This window comes from Providencia sp. wls1914, from assembly GCF_009706645.1.
Classification (GTDB): domain Bacteria; phylum Pseudomonadota; class Gammaproteobacteria; order Enterobacterales; family Enterobacteriaceae; genus Providencia; species Providencia zhijiangensis.
The window spans coordinates 548,876-565,314 of record NZ_WLUN01000016.1 but is presented as its reverse complement, the minus strand read 5'-3'; the positions used below and the strand labels follow the sequence as shown (position 1 = coordinate 565,314).

At 44.8% G+C, this 16,439-nt stretch carries 11 protein-coding genes and 4 pseudogenes; 7 read left to right on the top strand and 8 right to left on the bottom strand.

All coding sequences use genetic code 11. The annotated features are described in order from the left end of the window. Positions 1 to 180 precede the first annotated feature (180 nt). The 3 genes and pseudogenes from prs to lolB all read right to left on the bottom strand — a co-directional run bounded on the left by prs (position 181) and on the right by lolB (position 2,712). Positions 181 to 1,128, bottom strand: coding sequence for a ribose-phosphate diphosphokinase (gene prs, locus GKR74_RS13265; RefSeq protein WP_006661866.1), 948 nt, complete (start codon positions 1,126 to 1,128; stop codon positions 181 to 183). A 67-nt stretch (positions 1,129 to 1,195) separates the two neighbouring features. Continuing rightward, entirely contained in the window at positions 1,196 to 2,071 is an 876-nt protein-coding gene (ispE, locus tag GKR74_RS13260) for a 4-(cytidine 5'-diphospho)-2-C-methyl-D-erythritol kinase (protein ID WP_154603942.1), read from the bottom strand. Continuing rightward, positions 2,062 to 2,712: pseudogene (gene lolB / locus GKR74_RS13255) on the bottom strand (lipoprotein insertase outer membrane protein LolB). The gene ispE and the pseudogene lolB overlap by 10 nt, the downstream one beginning before the upstream one ends. Positions 2,713 to 3,068: 356 nt before the next feature. Between lolB and hemA the strand changes: the two are divergent. From hemA to GKR74_RS13220, 7 genes and pseudogenes are all read left to right on the top strand, one after another. Continuing rightward, the gene (gene hemA / locus GKR74_RS13250; RefSeq protein ID WP_036954652.1) at positions 3,069 to 4,331 is read left to right on the top strand and encodes a glutamyl-tRNA reductase; all 1,263 of its coding nucleotides are present in this window, start codon (positions 3,069 to 3,071) and stop codon (positions 4,329 to 4,331) included. A gap of 31 nt (positions 4,332 to 4,362) precedes the next feature. Next, positions 4,363 to 5,445 (top strand): peptide chain release factor 1, encoded by a 1,083-nt coding sequence (gene prfA / locus GKR74_RS13245; RefSeq protein ID WP_006659989.1) that lies wholly within the window; start codon positions 4,363 to 4,365, stop codon positions 5,443 to 5,445. Then, positions 5,445 to 6,278 carry a peptide chain release factor N(5)-glutamine methyltransferase gene (gene prmC / locus GKR74_RS13240; RefSeq protein WP_154603940.1) on the top strand — a complete coding sequence of 278 codons (834 nt, stop codon included), beginning with the start codon at positions 5,445 to 5,447 and terminating at the stop codon, positions 6,276 to 6,278. Before prfA ends, prmC begins: the two co-directional genes overlap by 1 nt. A gap of 24 nt (positions 6,279 to 6,302) precedes the next feature. Further along, positions 6,303 to 7,151 (top strand): annotated as a pseudogene (locus tag GKR74_RS13235) (transglutaminase family protein). 4 nt (positions 7,152 to 7,155) lie between these two features. Beyond that, on the top strand, positions 7,156 to 8,010 hold the full coding sequence (gene kdsA / locus GKR74_RS13230) for a 3-deoxy-8-phosphooctulonate synthase (protein WP_154603938.1): 855 nt from the start codon (positions 7,156 to 7,158) through the stop codon (positions 8,008 to 8,010). Positions 8,011 to 8,022: 12 nt separating this feature from the next. After that, a complete protein-coding gene (locus tag GKR74_RS13225) occupies positions 8,023 to 8,925 on the top strand; it encodes a TIGR01212 family radical SAM protein (RefSeq protein WP_154603937.1) in 903 nt (300 codons plus the stop codon). Positions 8,926 to 8,996: 71 nt separating this feature from the next. Beyond that, positions 8,997 to 9,773, top strand: a pseudogene (locus GKR74_RS13220) (tetratricopeptide repeat protein). A gap of 71 nt (positions 9,774 to 9,844) precedes the next feature. On the opposite strand, the gene dauA reads toward GKR74_RS13220, so the two are convergent. From dauA to GKR74_RS13195, 5 genes and pseudogenes are all read right to left on the bottom strand, one after another. Beyond that, a complete protein-coding gene (gene dauA, locus GKR74_RS13215; protein WP_154603935.1) occupies positions 9,845 to 11,560 on the bottom strand; it encodes a C4-dicarboxylic acid transporter DauA in 1,716 nt (571 codons plus the stop codon). Between the two features lie 280 nt (positions 11,561 to 11,840). Next, a complete protein-coding gene (locus GKR74_RS13210) occupies positions 11,841 to 12,254 on the bottom strand; it encodes a hypothetical protein (protein ID WP_154603934.1) in 414 nt (137 codons plus the stop codon). An 8-nt stretch (positions 12,255 to 12,262) separates the two neighbouring features. Beyond that, positions 12,263 to 13,591 (bottom strand): annotated as a pseudogene (locus GKR74_RS13205) (phosphatase PAP2/dual specificity phosphatase family protein); the annotation flags it as partial. Between the two features lie 171 nt (positions 13,592 to 13,762). Continuing rightward, positions 13,763 to 15,529: a bifunctional alpha/beta hydrolase/class I SAM-dependent methyltransferase gene (locus GKR74_RS13200; RefSeq protein WP_154603932.1), complete on the bottom strand. Its 1,767-nt coding sequence runs from the start codon at positions 15,527 to 15,529 to the stop codon at positions 13,763 to 13,765. A 9-nt stretch (positions 15,530 to 15,538) separates the two neighbouring features. Continuing rightward, on the bottom strand, positions 15,539 to 16,162 hold the full coding sequence (locus tag GKR74_RS13195) for a CDP-alcohol phosphatidyltransferase family protein (protein ID WP_154603931.1): 624 nt from the start codon (positions 16,160 to 16,162) through the stop codon (positions 15,539 to 15,541). Between the last annotated feature and the right edge of the window lie 277 nt (positions 16,163 to 16,439).

The following is a 16,439-nucleotide window of genomic DNA, read 5'->3' as shown; positions in this document are numbered from 1 at the left end:
CGGCTCAAAAAATAAAGCCCCTACGGTTGATGAACAACAGTAGGGGCGCTACTTATAAATTTTTGTATCGTGACCACAATGAATGTGGTGCGATAAAGCACATTTCCCGTCTCAATAATTTCATGAAAAACGACTGAAACTAGGATGTTAAAACGGGGTCATTAAGACCCCGCTTTAGAATTAGTGCTCGAACATCGCAGAAATTGACTCTTCATTGCTGATACGGCGAATAGCTTCGGCCAGCATGCCTGAAAGGGTCAGGGTGCGAACTTTGTTCAGCGCCTTGATTTCAGGAGAAAGAGGAATTGTGTCACAAACAATGACTTCATCAATCACAGAGTTTTTGATGTTGTCTACAGCATTACCTGAGAAGATAGGGTGAGTTGCATAAGCGAATACACGCTTAGCACCGCGTTCTTTCAGCGCTTCAGCTGCTTTACACAGTGTGCCACCAGTATCAATCATATCGTCAACTAAGATACAGTCACGACCAGAAACGTCACCGATGATGTGCATGACTTGAGAAACGTTTGCGCGTGGGCGACGTTTGTCAATGATTGCCATATCAGTATCGTTCAGTAATTTCGCGATTGCTCTAGCACGAACGACGCCGCCGATGTCTGGAGAAACAACGATTGGGTTTTCTAAATCTTTCTGCAACATATCTTCCAGAAGGATTGGGCTACCAAATACGTTATCTACAGGAACATCAAAGAAGCCCTGGATCTGCTCTGCGTGTAAGTCAACAGTAAGAACACGGTCAACACCCACACTTGACAGAAAATCGGCAACAACTTTAGCGGTGATTGGTACACGGGCAGAACGTACGCGACGATCCTGTCTTGCATAACCGAAGTAAGGAATAACAGCGGTAATACGACCAGCAGATGCACGGCGCAGGGCATCGACCATAACAACGAGTTCCATCAGGTTGTCATTGGTTGGTGCGCAAGTTGACTGGATGATAAAAATATCACCACCGCGAACATTTTCATTAATTTGAACACTGACTTCGCCGTCGCTAAAACGACCAACAGCCGCGTCTCCAAGATTAGTGTAAAGGCGGTTAGCAACACGTTGTGCTAGTTCCGGTGTAGCGTTACCAGCAAAAAGCTTCATATCGGGCACGAGAAAAACCTCAGGCTTGCGTCCAGAGAGATATTGTTGACCAACAGCAATGATGGATAAGTCATTACTATCGGTGCAATACACGGGTTATCCCAGCGCGGAATTTGTGCACAGGAGAAACATTCGCTCCTTGAGCGACGAATCCTTGCACCCACGATGGGGATTTATTTAACACCTTCAGGGCATCCGCTTGGGTTTCAAATTCAGAAAACACACAAGCGCCTGTTCCTGTTAGGCGAGACGGAGCATATTCTAACAGCCAAGAAACGAGCTGTTCAACCTCACGAAAACGTTTTCTTGCGATCGGTTCACAGTCATTTGCATACGGAGCCAGTAATAATGCGGCTAAAGAGCGTTTTGGAGAATTTCTATTTAATTCTGGATCTGTGAAGATCATCGGGGTTGAGATTTCAATTCCGGGGTGTGCGACTAAATACCAACGCTCTTTTGGTTCTGCGGGTGTTAAAATTTCGCCAATGCCTTCGGCAAAGGCAGCATGACCGTGAACAAAAACGGGGACATCGGCACCGAGGTGTTTACCTAATTCGGCTAAGACCTCATCAGAAACGTGAGTTCCCCAATGCTCGTTAAGCGCAATCAGCGTTGTCGCCGCATTTGATGATCCGCCGCCAATTCCACCGCCCATCGGCAGCACTTTGTTGATGCGAATATCCGCACCTAACGCCCCTTGATGATTGAAGGTTTCGCGACAATAGGTTTGCAAGCTTTTGGCGGCACGAATAATTAAGTTTTTTTCAACATCTACACCCGGCATCGGGGTGAGCAAATTAATCTGATCATCCGAACGCGTGGTAAAGGTGATTTCATCACCATAATCTAAAAATTGAAACAGAGTCTGTAGCTCATGATAACCATCAGCTCGCTGCCCAGTAATGTACAAAAAAAGGTTCAATTTTGCCGGTGATGGCCACGTTAACGTCATTTTTTCAGTGTCCAACTATCCATTTTTAACTTGATGACTTTATCCCCTTGCTTCAGCTCCATGTGGTTCGGCAGCATTGGCGAGGTTTTGGTATCGTAAGAGAGATAATCCAATTTCCATGTTTCGCCATTGATTTTAAACGTCACGGATTTGAGCAGGTGGTTGCTATCGAGAGTGTATTCAGTGGCGCGTCCCGGTGAGCCGACCAACCAAGCGGTGAGATCGTCAATAGGAATATCCATGCCTGTTAACTGATAAATTAACTCACTCGGCACATCACTCATGTGAGTTTGCCCATCTTTAGTCGTTAATTTGGTTAAATCAGGCTCTACACTGAGTTCCAGTTCACGCGTGCCTAATGGGTTAGTCAGTAATAAACGGTATTTTTCTGGGGTATATTGCTGCCAGAAAAACTTCGCGTAAGTTTTGGTTTCTGTTCCGGTACCTTGACCGCCAATGTACACAAAGGAGCCACGAGTTTGATAGTCACGCAGTTCAACCACTTGCGATTGATGGGCTGTCCACTGCGCATCCGTTGAGGATGAAGTGCCTTTCGTGGTGTCTTGAGAGGTAGTCACACAGGCAGTCAGCAGCAAGCAGGAAAGGGGCATTAATCGCCAAAAATTTCTGGCTGGGCGCATAAACGACAGAGCTGAAGAAAGTTGCATATCGGTTCTCAAAAGGTAATTTTCAGGAATATTGCGCTAATCTGTAGTGGTTATCAATGAAAACCTACTCAAAAGTAGGGAATTTGCTTTCTGTGCCAAATAGCGGCATCCTTGATGCATCTTATTGATATTGATATCAGACAGTCCGATAATCAACGTAAATTTTGGTGTGCATCATCTTTCTGATTGTTGATGATAGGCTACCCGTAGAAACAGACGCGTTAATCATCTACAATATACGAATATAAATCGCAGTAATGAGCTAAATACTAGCATCATTCTGACAAATAAATTAGCAATGTGAGCAATGTGAGTAAGTCGTAAGCACAATGACCCTATTAGCCTTAGGCATTAATCATAAAACAGCACCAGTGGCTTTGCGTGAGCAAGTCGCTTTTGGTCCTGAAAAAATCGACCACGCACTTGAGGAGTTACTGAAACAACCTCAAGTGAGTGGCGGCGTTGTGCTGTCTACCTGTAACAGAACTGAACTGTATCTCAGCCTTGAGTCTCAAGAAAAAGCGCAGGAACAGTTAACTAAATGGTTATGTGATTTTCACGGGATCACCGCCAAAGATCTGCAACCTAGTCTCTATTGGCACCAAGATGCGCGCGCAGTCAGCCATCTTATGCGCGTAGCAAGTGGGTTAGATTCGCTGGTTCTTGGTGAGCCTCAAATTCTCGGTCAAGTGAAAAAGGCGTTTGCGCTTTCACAAGATAATCATTCTCTATCTAGCGAATTAGAGCGCTTATTCCAAAAATCGTTTTCTGTGGCTAAACGTGTGCGAACCGAAACTGATATCGGTGCGAATGCGGTCTCTGTCGCTTTTGCGGCTTGTACACTGGCGAGACAGATTTTCGAATCACTCAAACATTTGAATATCTTGTTAGTCGGGGCAGGGGAAACCATCGAATTAGTCGCACGTCATTTGCGTGAGCATGGCGTACAAAAAATGATGATAGCTAACCGAACGCTAGAACGTGCTGAACTTCTCGCCAAAGAAGTGAACGCGCAAGTTATCTCATTAGCCGATATTGATAACCGTTTAGCTGAAGCGGATATTGTGATTAGTTCAACGGCTAGCCCGCTGCCAATTATTGGTAAAGGGATGGTCGAACGTGCGATGAAAGCACGCCGTAGTAAACCTATGTTATTGATTGATATCGCAGTTCCTCGTGATATCGAGCAGGATGTAGAAAAACTCAGAGATGTTTATCTCTACACTGTTGATGATCTGGAATCCATCATTGCCCAAAACTTGGCGCAACGTAAAGCTGCCGCGGTTGAAGCGGAATTTATTGTTGAGCAAGAAAGCGGTCATTTTATGGATTGGTTGCGCTCACAAGCCGGAGTCTCTACAATTCGCGAATACAGAGAGCAGGCGGAAGCAATTCGGGCAAGCATGACCGAAAAAGCACTTGCAGCCATTGCCCAAGGTGCCAACCCTGAGCAAGTGATTATGCAGCTATCACAACAGTTAACCAACCGCCTGATCCACGCTCCGACTAAATCTTTGCAGCAAGCTGCGGGAAATGGGGATGTTGAGCGTCTAAATCTACTTAGGGACAGCCTAGGGCTGGACCATCAATAACCACTTTTTAATCATAGGTCTGATATAACGAATGAAGCCTTCTATTGTCGCAAAACTAGAAGCATTACAAGAACGCTACGAAGAAATTGAAGCGCACCTTGCTGATGCGGGTGTGATTGCTGATCAAGACCGTTTTCGTGCTTTATCAAAAGAATATGCTCAATTAACGGATGTCGCGAAGTGTTTTACTGCGTGGCGCACCGTTCAGGATGATATCGAAACAGCCCAAATGCTGTTAGATGATCCTGAAATGAAAGAGATGGCTCAAGAAGAGCTAAAAGAAGCTAAAGAGCGCAATGAAGAGCTAGAGCAACAATTGCAATTGTTGTTACTTCCAAAAGATCCTGATGATGAATATAACTGCTTTGTGGAAATCCGCGCGGGCGCGGGTGGCGATGAAGCGGCAATTTTTGCGGGTGATTTATTCCGTATGTACAGCCGTTATGCGGAAAGCAACCGCTGGCGCGTTGAACTGATGAGCACCAGCGATGGTGAGCACGGCGGATACAAAGAAGTTATCGCAAAAATTTCGGGTGATAGCGTGTATGGCCGCTTGAAGTTTGAATCCGGCGGTCACCGCGTACAGCGTGTTCCTGAAACGGAATCACAAGGTCGTATTCATACCTCTGCTTGTACTATCGCTATTTTGCCTGAACTGCCAGAAGCGGAATTACCGGAAATTAGTCCAGCGGATTTACGTATCGATACGTTCCGTTCATCGGGTGCGGGTGGTCAGCACGTTAACACCACCGACTCTGCAATTCGTATTACCCATTTACCAACGGGTATTGTGGTTGAGTGCCAGGATGAACGTTCACAACACAAAAACAAAGCGAAAGCGATGTCTGTGTTGGGTGCGCGTATTCGCCAAGCTGAAATGGATAAACGCCATGCAGCAGAAGCTTCAGAACGCCGTAACTTATTAGGTTCCGGTGACCGTTCTGACCGCATTCGTACATATAATTTCCCACAAGGCCGAGTCACTGATCACCGTATTAACCTAACGCTGTACCGTTTGGATGAAGTGATGGAAGGAAAACTGGATACATTAATTCAGCCTATCATCAACGAATACCAAGCTGATCAGCTTTCTGCTTTATCTGAGCAGGACTAATGCGTTATAGCGAATGGTTACTGCAGGCAGTCGTCAGACTGTCTGCCAGTGATAGCGCTAAACGAGATGCGCAGATCCTGTTGCAACACACAACAGGGCGCAGCCGTACCTACATCCTCGCTTTTGATGAAACCGAACTCACTTCCTATGAACAACAGCAATTAGAGGCGCTATTAGCTCGCCGTGAACAAGGAGAGCCGATTGCCTACATTGTGGGTGAACGAGAATTCTGGTCACTACCGCTGTATGTTTCCCCCGCAACCTTGATCCCACGTCCAGATACCGAATGCCTTGTCGAGCAAGCGTTAGCGCGCCTTCCTCAAGACGCCTGTCGTATTTTGGATCTTGGCACAGGAACGGGGGCTATTGGGTTAGCCTTGGCGTCAGAGTTACCTAATAGTCGTGTAACGGGCGTGGATTTTAATCCCGATGCGGTGGCGTTAGCGCAACGAAATCAACAACGTTTAGCCATTTCAAATATTCAGTTCTCACAAAGTGATTGGTTTACTTCACTCCCCAATGAACTATTTGATATGATTGTGAGTAATCCACCTTATATTGATGAGAGTGATATTCACTTGAGCCAAGGTGATGTGCGTTTTGAGCCATCAACCGCGCTGATTGCTGATGAGCATGGTTTTTCAGATTTAGCACACATTATTGCCACATCAAAACAATACCTAAAACAACAAGGGTGGCTGCTGCTTGAGCATGGTTGGCAGCAAGGTTTAACAGTGCGAGAGCTGTTTAATGAAAATGGGTACACCAATGTCGAGACCTGTCTGGATTATGGTGGTAAAGAGCGAATTTCCCTTGGCCAATGGAATGGTTAAGCGGGCAATTGCAGTGGAATTGTAATGAAAACAATAGCAAATATTGAGTTTAATCAGTTACCGTTAAGCGAAGGCATTATGATGGTTTCACAAATCATTCGTGCCGATTTCCCCTTTATGCAGGTACAAACGCAATTAGATGATTTAGTCGCTAAAGCGCGTGAAGCAATTGATTTGACTGCTGATAATCAGTCAAAGATAGAGCAGCTGATTGCACTGTTTTATGGTGAGTGGAAATTTGGTGCGGCGCACGGTGTTTATGCGCTATCTGATATGCTGTGGTTAGATAAAGTTTTAGTTTCTAAGCAAGGTACTCCGGTCTCTCTTGGCTCAATTTTCTTATTTATTGCTGAGCAGCTTGATTTAGAGGTTGAAGCTGCAATTTTCCCGACTCAATTACTCTTTGTCTCGACAAAACGCGATGGTTCCCAGTGGTTTATTAACCCTGTTAGCGGTGAAACCTTGTCACAGCACACATTAACGATGTGGCTAAAAGGCACGGTTGATCCATACTCCGAATTTATTTTTGATGAATTGGATGTGGCTGAACATAGTATTATTGTTCGCAAAATTTTCGACACATTAAAAGCGGCGCTGATGGAAGAGAAAAAAATGGAGATGGCATTAAAAGTCTGTGAGACATTGCTGATCCTCGATCCTGAAGACCCTTATGAAATTCGTGACCGAGGGCTTATCCTCGCGCACTTAGATTGTAACCATGTGGCGCTGAGCGACCTTAACTATTTTGTTGAGCACTGCCCAGAAGACCCCGTGTCGGAAATGATTAAGATCCAAATTTATTCGCTGGATAACCTTCCAGTTGTACTGCATTGATTAACGTATAGACAGTTTTTGTCTTCCTATAAAGGGTAAGAGTATGCAACAGAAAGTAGTCAGTATCGGTGATATTAAGGTCGCAAACGATCTGCCATTTGTTCTGTTTGGTGGCATGAACGTACTTGAATCTCGCGATATGGCGATGAAAGTGTGTGAGCATTATGTCACTGTGACACAAAAATTAGGCATTCCGTATGTATTTAAAGCCTCTTTTGATAAAGCTAACCGATCATCTATTCACTCTTATCGTGGACCGGGTCTGGAAGAAGGTCTGAAAATCTTCCAAGAAATCAAACAGACTTTTGGCGTGAAAATCATTACCGATGTTCATACTCCAGAGCAAGCTCAGCCAGCTGCTGAAGTGGTTGATGTTATCCAATTACCTGCATTCTTGGCACGTCAAACTGACTTAGTTGCAGCGATGGCGAAAACCGATGCGGTAATTAACATCAAGAAACCTCAGTTCATCAGCCCGGGACAAATCGGCAACATCGTTGAGAAATTCATCGAAGGTGGCAACGATAACATTATCCTGTGTGACCGTGGTGCAAACTTTGGTTATGACAACTTAGTAGTTGATATGCTTGGTTTTAATGTCATGATGCAAGCTTCTAACGGTTGCCCTGTGATTTTTGACGTAACGCACTCACTGCAATGCCGTGACCCATTTGGCGCAGCATCAGGCGGTCGTCGTGGTCAAGTTGCTGAACTGGCAAGAGCAGGGATGGCGGTTGGCTTAGCAGGTCTATTCCTTGAAGCTCACCCAGATCCAGATAACGCGCGTTGTGATGGTCCTTCTGCATTACCATTAAACAAATTAGAGCCATTCTTACAGCAAGTTAAAGCCATTGACGAAGTTGTGAAAAGCTTTCCTGCGTTGGACACCAACAGCTAATCATCGTTTCAAATGCAATTAAATGATGTTGTTTCCATGTTCGGCGCTGATCTCCAGCGCCGATATGGTGAAAAAATCCATAAAGTCACCTTACATGGTGGCTTTAGCTGCCCAAACCGTGATGGTACGTTGGGGCGAGGTGGCTGCACATTTTGTAATGTGTCATCCTTCAGTGATGAGAAACAGTCCGAACAACCCATCACCCTTCAAATCCAGCAACAAGTCTCTCGAATTTCCCGCGCCAATCGCTATTTAGCGTATTTTCAAGCTTATACCAGTACTTACGACGAAGTACATCGTTTAAAACAGTTGTATGAAGAAGCGCTAGAACAGGCGGATATGGTTGGCTTATGCGTAGGAACTCGCCCTGACTGTGTGCCTGAAGCGGTGTTATCGTTACTGTCGGATTATCGCCAACAAGGCTATGAAATTTGGTTAGAACTTGGCTTACAAACTGCTCACGACAAAACATTGCACCGTATTAATCGCGGGCATGATTTTGCTGCTTATCAAGCGACCACCCAAAAAGCCCGAGCACTGGGGCTCAAGGTTTGTACTCATTTAATTTGCGGTCTGCCAAATGAAAATGCTGTCATGAATATGCAGACGTTAGAGGCGGTTTTGGCGTGTGGCACAGATGGCATAAAACTGCATCCGTTGCATATCGTTGAGGGTAGTATTATGGCAAAAAGCTGGCGAGCAGGTCGCTTAGAAACCCTATCTCTAGATGAATATACCGCAACCGCAGGGGAGATGATCCGCCATACGCCAACGGATATTCTGTACCATCGTATCAGTGCCAGTGCGAGAAAACCGACATTATTAGCGCCACAATGGTGTGAAAATCGTTGGGTAGGTATGAACAGTTTGTACCAATATTTGCTTGCTAATGGTGGGCAAGGCTCTGCGTTATAGCGTCTCAAGAACCGTTTTAAAAGCATCGTTTATCATCCGTATTAACGTTTATAAATAATAATAAGGCACCTATGTACCCAATCCTCTCTGCTATTAAAAATACCAGCCGCCAATTTTGCTTAGGCGCGGTGGGCTTAATGTTCTCACTACATGCAATGGCGCAATACGATATTACGCCTGAAGATAAGAAAATATTTGAACAGACCAAAACGGCGGCTCAAAACAATGACGCTAAAGCGCAATATGAATTAGCTGGAATGTATTTGGCGGGAATTGGTGTATTACAAAACCAAAATAATGCCAAGTTATGGGCAGAGAAATCAGCACAAGCAGGTAATGCAGATGCGTATTCATTATTGGCGGATATTACGTTAATTAGTGGAGACAGAACGTTTACTGAGGAATTTGTCAAAGCCCGTGAATATGCCACTAAAGCCGTTGCTGGTGGGAGTATTCGAGGGAAAATAAGCTTAGCTGAAACGTTGATTACTCCTGAGTCAGGTGACGTTGATTACCCGCGCGCCATTACGCTACTTGAGGAGGTCAGTGCGTTAAATGACAAAGATTATTTTAATGCGCCTTTATGGTTAGGCATCATTTATTATGATGGTAATGGGGTGCCGCAAGATGAGAAAAAAGCCTTGGAATGGTTTGCAAAAGCTGATGCATTAACCTTCGCTGGTTTTGCAGAAGGTATGGCTTCATTTCAATTTAATGATGGTAACAATGGTGCCGTCAGAGATGATGAGCAGAAAGCGACAAAACTCCGTGCGATGGCTTGTGAATTAGGTAAAACCGAAGGTAACGAAATGTACTGCTACTGATTTTTAGCATACAGAATTGAATAGAAAATGCCGCTCTTGTTCAGCAAGTGCGGCATTTTTATTGTCAGCGTTAAGCTAATAATACGGTAGCGCTGTTATGACTTAAGATGCTTTTTATTTTCCTGAATCTGATGAACTTCTTCTAATGCACTTTTCAGTGAATTTTGGAAGCTGAGCACGCCATCAATCGGACGAACATTGGCACGCGCTAATGTTTTCAGTGGTTGGAATGGAATATCACACACAATAATGTGGGTGTCTTTACGAACGATATCAATAAATTTATGGAAGGCTTCCAGCCCCCCTGCATCAAATACCGGTACGGCATCCCACTGCATCACAATTGTTTCATAACCGTGACTTTTTACCCGCAGCTCATCAAAAATACGCTCTGCGGCGGCAAAGAACAGGGGGCCATTCACTCGCACAACCAGTAGGCTTTTATCTTCTTGAGTCTCTGGTAGTTGGGTTACTCGTGTCATATTGGCAATTCGGCGCATAAACAGCAGTGATGCGATAACAATCCCGACAGTGATAGCAATAACCATGTCGAATAGGACAGTCAGTGACATACACAGCAGTAAAACAATAATGTCATCTTTTGGTGCACGGCGGATCAACGTAAACACTTTGCCAGCGGCACTCATATTCCAAGCCACAATCAGCAGGAGTGAGGACATAGCAGCGAGCGGTAAATAGGAGAGCAATGGCGCTAAAATAAGCAGGGTCAGCAACACTAAAATAGAATGCACAATGGCAGAAATAGGGGATGTTGCACCTGCACGGACGTTTGCAGCCGAACGGGCAATCGCCGCGGTTGCGGTGATCCCACCAAAGAATGGAGCGGCAATATTCCCTAGCCCTTGGCCAATAAGCTCACTATTGGAATGATGCTTTTTTCCCGTCATGTTGTCGAGCACGACGGCACACAATAGGGATTCGATTGCACCAAGAACAGCCATCGACAAAGCGGCAGGCATTAATGCGGTGATCATCGACCAACTGATGGGCGCACTACCCGGTAACTCCCAAGGCAACATAAACTGCGGCAGAATAGGTGGAATACCGTTACCTTGAGTTCCATCCGGTAGTAAATAGCTAAATTTAGAACCGATAGTTTCCACCTGAATATCAAACAGGGTTAGTACCCACATAATTAGGGTACCGACAATAATTGCAGGCAAATGTCCCGGTAGGCGAACTTTGAGTTTAGGCCAGAAAATCAGCACCAATAAAGTTGCAAGCCCAATCAAGGTGTCACTGTATTGCAAGGTTGGAAATGCCTTAGTCAATGCAATTACTTTATCGACATAGTTTTCAGGGACATGCTCCATATGCAGACCAAAAAAATCTTTGATTTGCATGGTCGCTATCGTAATCGCAATCCCCGATGTGAAACCAAGCGTGACGGACACAGGAATATATTCGATAAACTTACCGAAGCGAGCAAAACCCATTGCCAGCAAGATAATCCCTGACATTAATGTCGCGACTAATAAGCCACTAAGCCCGTATTGTTGAGATACGGGGTATAAGATAACCACAAAGGCGGCAGTTGGCCCAGAAACGCTGTAACGGGAACCACCCGAAATTGCAATGACAATCCCCGCAATGGCTGCGGTGTAAAGACCATATTGAGGTGGAACACCACTGGCTATAGCGAGTGCCATAGCCAGTGGAATTGCAATAATCCCAACGGTAATACCCGCAATTAAATCCTTCATAAAGCGGGCTGCGGTGTATTTCTCTTTCCAACAGGAATCAATCAATGCGCTAAAAGGGCGCAATCTATTAATATTTTTTGTACTCATTAAAACCCTACCAAAATAACAGGGTGAAAAATAAACGAAATGAAGATATGAGGATACGCCTAACTGAATCAAAAAAATGTGTTATTTATCAATGAAACTACAATTATCATAACGTTTTCAGTATCAAAAGTAAAAAAGCGTTATTTACTCCGTTAAATATCATTAAACGTATTTAAAATAATTATTAACTATCGATTTGCTATTTTAAACAGCGATTTAAAAGGTGTGATAATTAATTAATAGTAAATTTACCGCTTATTTAAATATCACCCAAAACGAACTAAAAAATAAGCGAAAATAATAACCATCCCCACAAGAGAACCACGCAATAACTGGCACGCTGAAATAATTTACGAGTGCCTTCCCAGCGACTTTCCATACTTCGGTTTTCCCTATTTTGATTCCCTGAGGATTGAGGAAATAGGAACCCGAGTGCGTTATCAAAGGATTGAGTATCTCCCTGTCGATAAATCAGCGCAAAGAAATGGTGGTCTAGCCATAGGCGGAAAATAAAGTATTGGCTAGCCAAAAACAGCCCGACACTCACTGCGAGGCTAAAGTGTGATATCGAATCATGAAGCAGTAAAGCGAATTGCCCCAATAACGCGAGGATGGCACCTACGGCAAAATAGCGCCAACTGGCAGTGAATACTACAATCACATCTCCTTGGTTTTTATCCATCAGTGAACTCATTGGTGTGTTCTCCGTACATGAAATTGCTGATACCAGTGATGTAACTGCTCAACAGTCGCTGAATTTAAAATCACCTGAGGGCGAACTTGTTCCACATGGGCGATTGCCTCATCGATATTTCTCGCCATATTTTGATGCACCATCCAAGCTACCACTACCGTCGCACTACGAGAATAACCTAACTTGCAATGAACATACACCGAACCACTTTGGGCGAGTCTGTCCATAGTTGTAACAGCTTTCTCTATATCCTCGGGGCTTAGAGGTAACAAATCAATTTGCGGCTGACTACAATAATTTTTACCTTGGCTGTAATTATTGCGAGGCCACTCGCAAGTCATATCGAGAACAGCTTGAGTTTGCAGTGGATATAACGGGCGTCCTCCCAAAACAATTTTTTCGTTCACAATACTGGGTTGCTGGCAGCGCTTGGCGTAGTAATGATAGGTACCCCAAGCGATCAGGCGATAAGGAAGTAAAACTAATGTGGCAGAAGGAGAAACCTGTCCAGAGGCTGTTTTCTGGAATACAGAAGCACCAGCACCTAAATAGCCTAGTGTGACGAAAGTTAAGGCGATTGCAGGCCATAGGAGCCACCATGCTGCACCTTGCACGAGAAAGGCGAGAACATAGCAGGCGATAGCGCCAAGGCCATAGTTTTTCGCTATTTTCAGGCTACGAGGGCTACCGGTATAGCGCCATTGCCAGCGAGTGTTAATGGGTAACAAGTAACTGATAATGACACCAACGGCGAAGCCGGTGATCACATCGATAAAGTGATGCTGCCATGTGGTAAGAACGGAGATCAAAATAAGGATTGACCAACTGTGTAGCACCCAGCGCCATTGGGTTGGAGTATGAGCCCTGAAACGTAGCCACAATAACCACAGTAAAATAATATGCAGAGAGGGGGCTTGGTTATAGGGTAAGTCAAACAGCTCTAGGCTATCGAACATCCAGCCGAATGCCCCATTGGTTTCAGGGCGCGGAAAGCTGAATTTAAGTGGAAAAAGTAAAAAACCAGCACAGGCGATCAGCGAGGCGGCAACTAAGCGCAAACCATGGATGTACTGTTCACGGCGGGTGACACAGATAAACAAGGAAAGTCCATAGAACAGGTCGATGCTCCAATAGGGAATGATGGTCCACGGCAAAAATGGAATGCGTGTTTCCCATCCGTATACATAAGAAGGCACATTGGGCAGTGTCGCGGTGTAATTATTGACTTGCCCATAGGTTAAAAAGAAAAAAGGGGCTAAGAATAGCAACCAAACTAACCCATAGAGCCAAATCTGGCGTCGTGATGTCGGGCGCGTATCTTGGGCTAAATGGAGCATGGGTTCGGTTCCTATCCTTAATTAATCGCATCTTGATGTACTGATAAAGGTACATCAATAAGTCATCTGCAAGCCAAGTGAGTTATTCGCAGGCCAAATGAGTGCTGAGCAGATAAAAATACAGGTTATTGGTGATGATACCAATAACCTGTTAGTTAAAAAGAAAAGTAATTAACGGCGCCTTGCAAGGGAAACGCTAAAAATGCCCCAGTTATCGATGGACTGCGTGATTTTTTCGAAGCCAGCTTCTTCGACTAAAGCATCCATTTCGCCTTGGCTACGGCAGCGCATTACCCACGCTTGTCCACCTTGGTGACTTGGCAGTACTCGGGCAATCATTTCAACCTGTGGGTGCCATGGTTGGCAGGTGTAGACGAGTAAACCACCGGATGGAATGGCACGAGAAAGCCCATCAAGGGAAGCGCGGATCAGCTCATTGCTTGGGAAAAGCTCATATAGACCGCTGACGATTCCCAACGTTGGCGCTGGAGAAACTGCCGCGAGGTCGTCGGCATCAAATGCGTTACCTTCTTCAAAGCGAACTTTGTCTTCTAAGTAACGTTCTTTGATATGTAAACGGCCTTGTTCAACGTTAATTGGGCTGTAGTCACGCAGTAGAACGGAATCGACTTTTCCGTAGTCATTAATGGCATCAAAAATGTAGCGACCTTGGCCCGCGGCAATATCCATAATACGAACAGGCTTTCCACTATTAGTCAGTTCACGAATGGCTTGGCGAATAATGTTTTCAATGTTGACTTTGCGCTGGCGGATCCCTTGCCAGCCAATACTGTTGAGGTACTGCCTATCGATAATGCGACCAAACAGACCGGAACCTTGCGCCTCGTTGCGATAGACATAGTCGAGAGTTGAGCCGGAATCAAAGCCTTTGTCGTAGCCAATACGCACGCCTTCAGATGCTTTACCCAACGTGCTCATGGACTTGCTCATGATCTTATAAGCAAGGTTTTTCGGGCAGTATTGTGGCAGCGGTACACTCAATGAGCGGAATGCATCGGCACTGGTGCTCCAGGTATCTTCGAATTGATAATCATGTTGATACAGTGGAAGTGCAAATAATTTATCAACAAACTGGCGAATCATCTCGATAGGAATATGGCGCTCTTTTTCACCTAATGTGTCGTGATAAAAACCGGGAAGAATGTGCTTCTCTTTAATTGGGGTATTTAGGCGGTCATAAAACTGATGCTGTGGTTTATGGTGAACCACATGGTCACTACCAGAAATAAACAACTGGGTTGGCAAAGTGATGGCAGCGGCATCCGCGACCACCCGGTCTGCAGTTGTATACAGCTCCAGAAGAATGTTTACGGCAATTGGGCGCGTGATCAGCGGGTCATTGTTAAACGAGTGAATACGCTGCTCATCGTGGGTTAAAAACTTGGCTTTTACATAAGAGTTCACGTAGAACAATCCGCGAATTTTTTGCATTAACCCTAAGCCTGTACGGGCAAATGGGACGTACAGTTTGACCTTAAATGCCGGGGAGGCTAGCACCATACCACGGATTTTAGGCGCATAGTCATGCACCCATGTAGAGACCAAGACTGCCCCAACACTTTGACCAATAACAATAATATTTTCGAGTGGGATCTGATATTGCTCTGATACGTAATGGACAAATTCATCCACATCACGGATGGACGTGCCTAGAGATGGGCTGTAGCCACGGGGGCCTTCATTTCGGCCGTGTCCACGAGCATCCCATGCAAACATAGCAAAATCAGGGAGATTCAATTCATCCACTAAATGCGCAACACGACCAGAGTGCTCATGACCACGGTGAAACAAAATAATGGCTTTATCGGTGATTTGTTCAGTTGGCCAATAACGATAAAACAAATTGGTATGATCACTGGTGGTAAATTGAGATTCGACAACGGGACGTTGAGTCGAATAGTCAGTTTGAGCGTTCATAATTCTTCCTTAATTATTTTCCGGTACTGCACTTAATTCAGTCAGTGCGCGGCGAATACGATTATAGCAGGTATAGAACAACAGCAAGGCAAGGATGACAAACAGGATATTGATCCAACTTGTGGTCATCAGTTGCGGAAAAATACAGACAAACAACCCGAGCGCGCCAAAAACAAAAGCACGATCACTTTTGCCTACGGGGCCATCATAACGACGAGATGCGCCAATCGCTTGAGCAATGACGCCGATAAATTCAGTCAAAACGCTGAGGAATAGGAGCAGTAAAATCCACCAAAATGCGTGCGGGAAAATCAGCACGAAAGGTAGGTATAAGGCAACATCAGAAATGACGTCGCCTAACTCATTTAGCATTGCGCCAAGGTGACTTTTTTGGTTATGTTCACGTGCCAGCATGCCATCAATAGCATTGAGCGCCATACGAATAAAGAGGACAAACGGCAGCAGGATAAACAAATAAGGGCTAGGGAAAATGGCTAATAGAGCGCCAACGATAATGGACAACCCTAATGCTGCGAGGGTGACTTGGTTGGCTGTAATTCCCGCCTCAAAGAGCTGACGAACGATAGGGCGTAACAGATTCTGAAACTTCGGCTTCAGATCATAAATGGTCATTCACTCATCCTTAAAATATACCGCATAGCGTGCAGTTTAGTGCTATATCAATACGCGATTGTGTTTTAGCTGCAATAAGAGCTGTCCTAAGTTCATGATTGCAACAATTTATCGTTACAACTATTTATCATGATAGCAATTCATCGTGAAAGCGATTCATCGTGACAACAAAAAGAGGCTCAACGGTTTCTTTCTAAAAGAACAACTGAGAATTTAGAGGGAATGGATGGAAAAAAGTTCGCGTGTTTCAAAAAAGAAAAGACGCACATTTTTTAAA

Bases quoted from the DNA above. Each gene is read 5' to 3' on its own strand.
- hemA (WP_036954652.1), top strand. From the start codon at position 3,069: ATGACCCTATTAGCCTTAGGCATTAATCATAAAACAGCACCAGTGGCT.
- GKR74_RS13200 (WP_154603932.1), bottom strand. From the start codon at position 15,529: ATGAACGCTCAAACTGACTATTCGACTCAACGTCCCGTTGTCGAATCT.
- prfA (WP_006659989.1), top strand. From the start codon at position 4,363: ATGAAGCCTTCTATTGTCGCAAAACTAGAAGCATTACAAGAACGCTAC.
- GKR74_RS13195 (WP_154603931.1), bottom strand. From the start codon at position 16,162: ATGACCATTTATGATCTGAAGCCGAAGTTTCAGAATCTGTTACGCCCT.
- dauA (WP_154603935.1), bottom strand. From the start codon at position 11,560: ATGAGTACAAAAAATATTAATAGATTGCGCCCTTTTAGCGCATTGATT.
- ispE (WP_154603942.1), bottom strand. From the start codon at position 2,071: ATGACGTTAACGTGGCCATCACCGGCAAAATTGAACCTTTTTTTGTAC.
- prmC (WP_154603940.1), top strand. From the start codon at position 5,445: ATGCGTTATAGCGAATGGTTACTGCAGGCAGTCGTCAGACTGTCTGCC.
- kdsA (WP_154603938.1), top strand. From the start codon at position 7,156: ATGCAACAGAAAGTAGTCAGTATCGGTGATATTAAGGTCGCAAACGAT.
- GKR74_RS13210 (WP_154603934.1), bottom strand. From the start codon at position 12,254: ATGAGTTCACTGATGGATAAAAACCAAGGAGATGTGATTGTAGTATTC.
- GKR74_RS13225 (WP_154603937.1), top strand. From the start codon at position 8,023: ATGCAATTAAATGATGTTGTTTCCATGTTCGGCGCTGATCTCCAGCGC.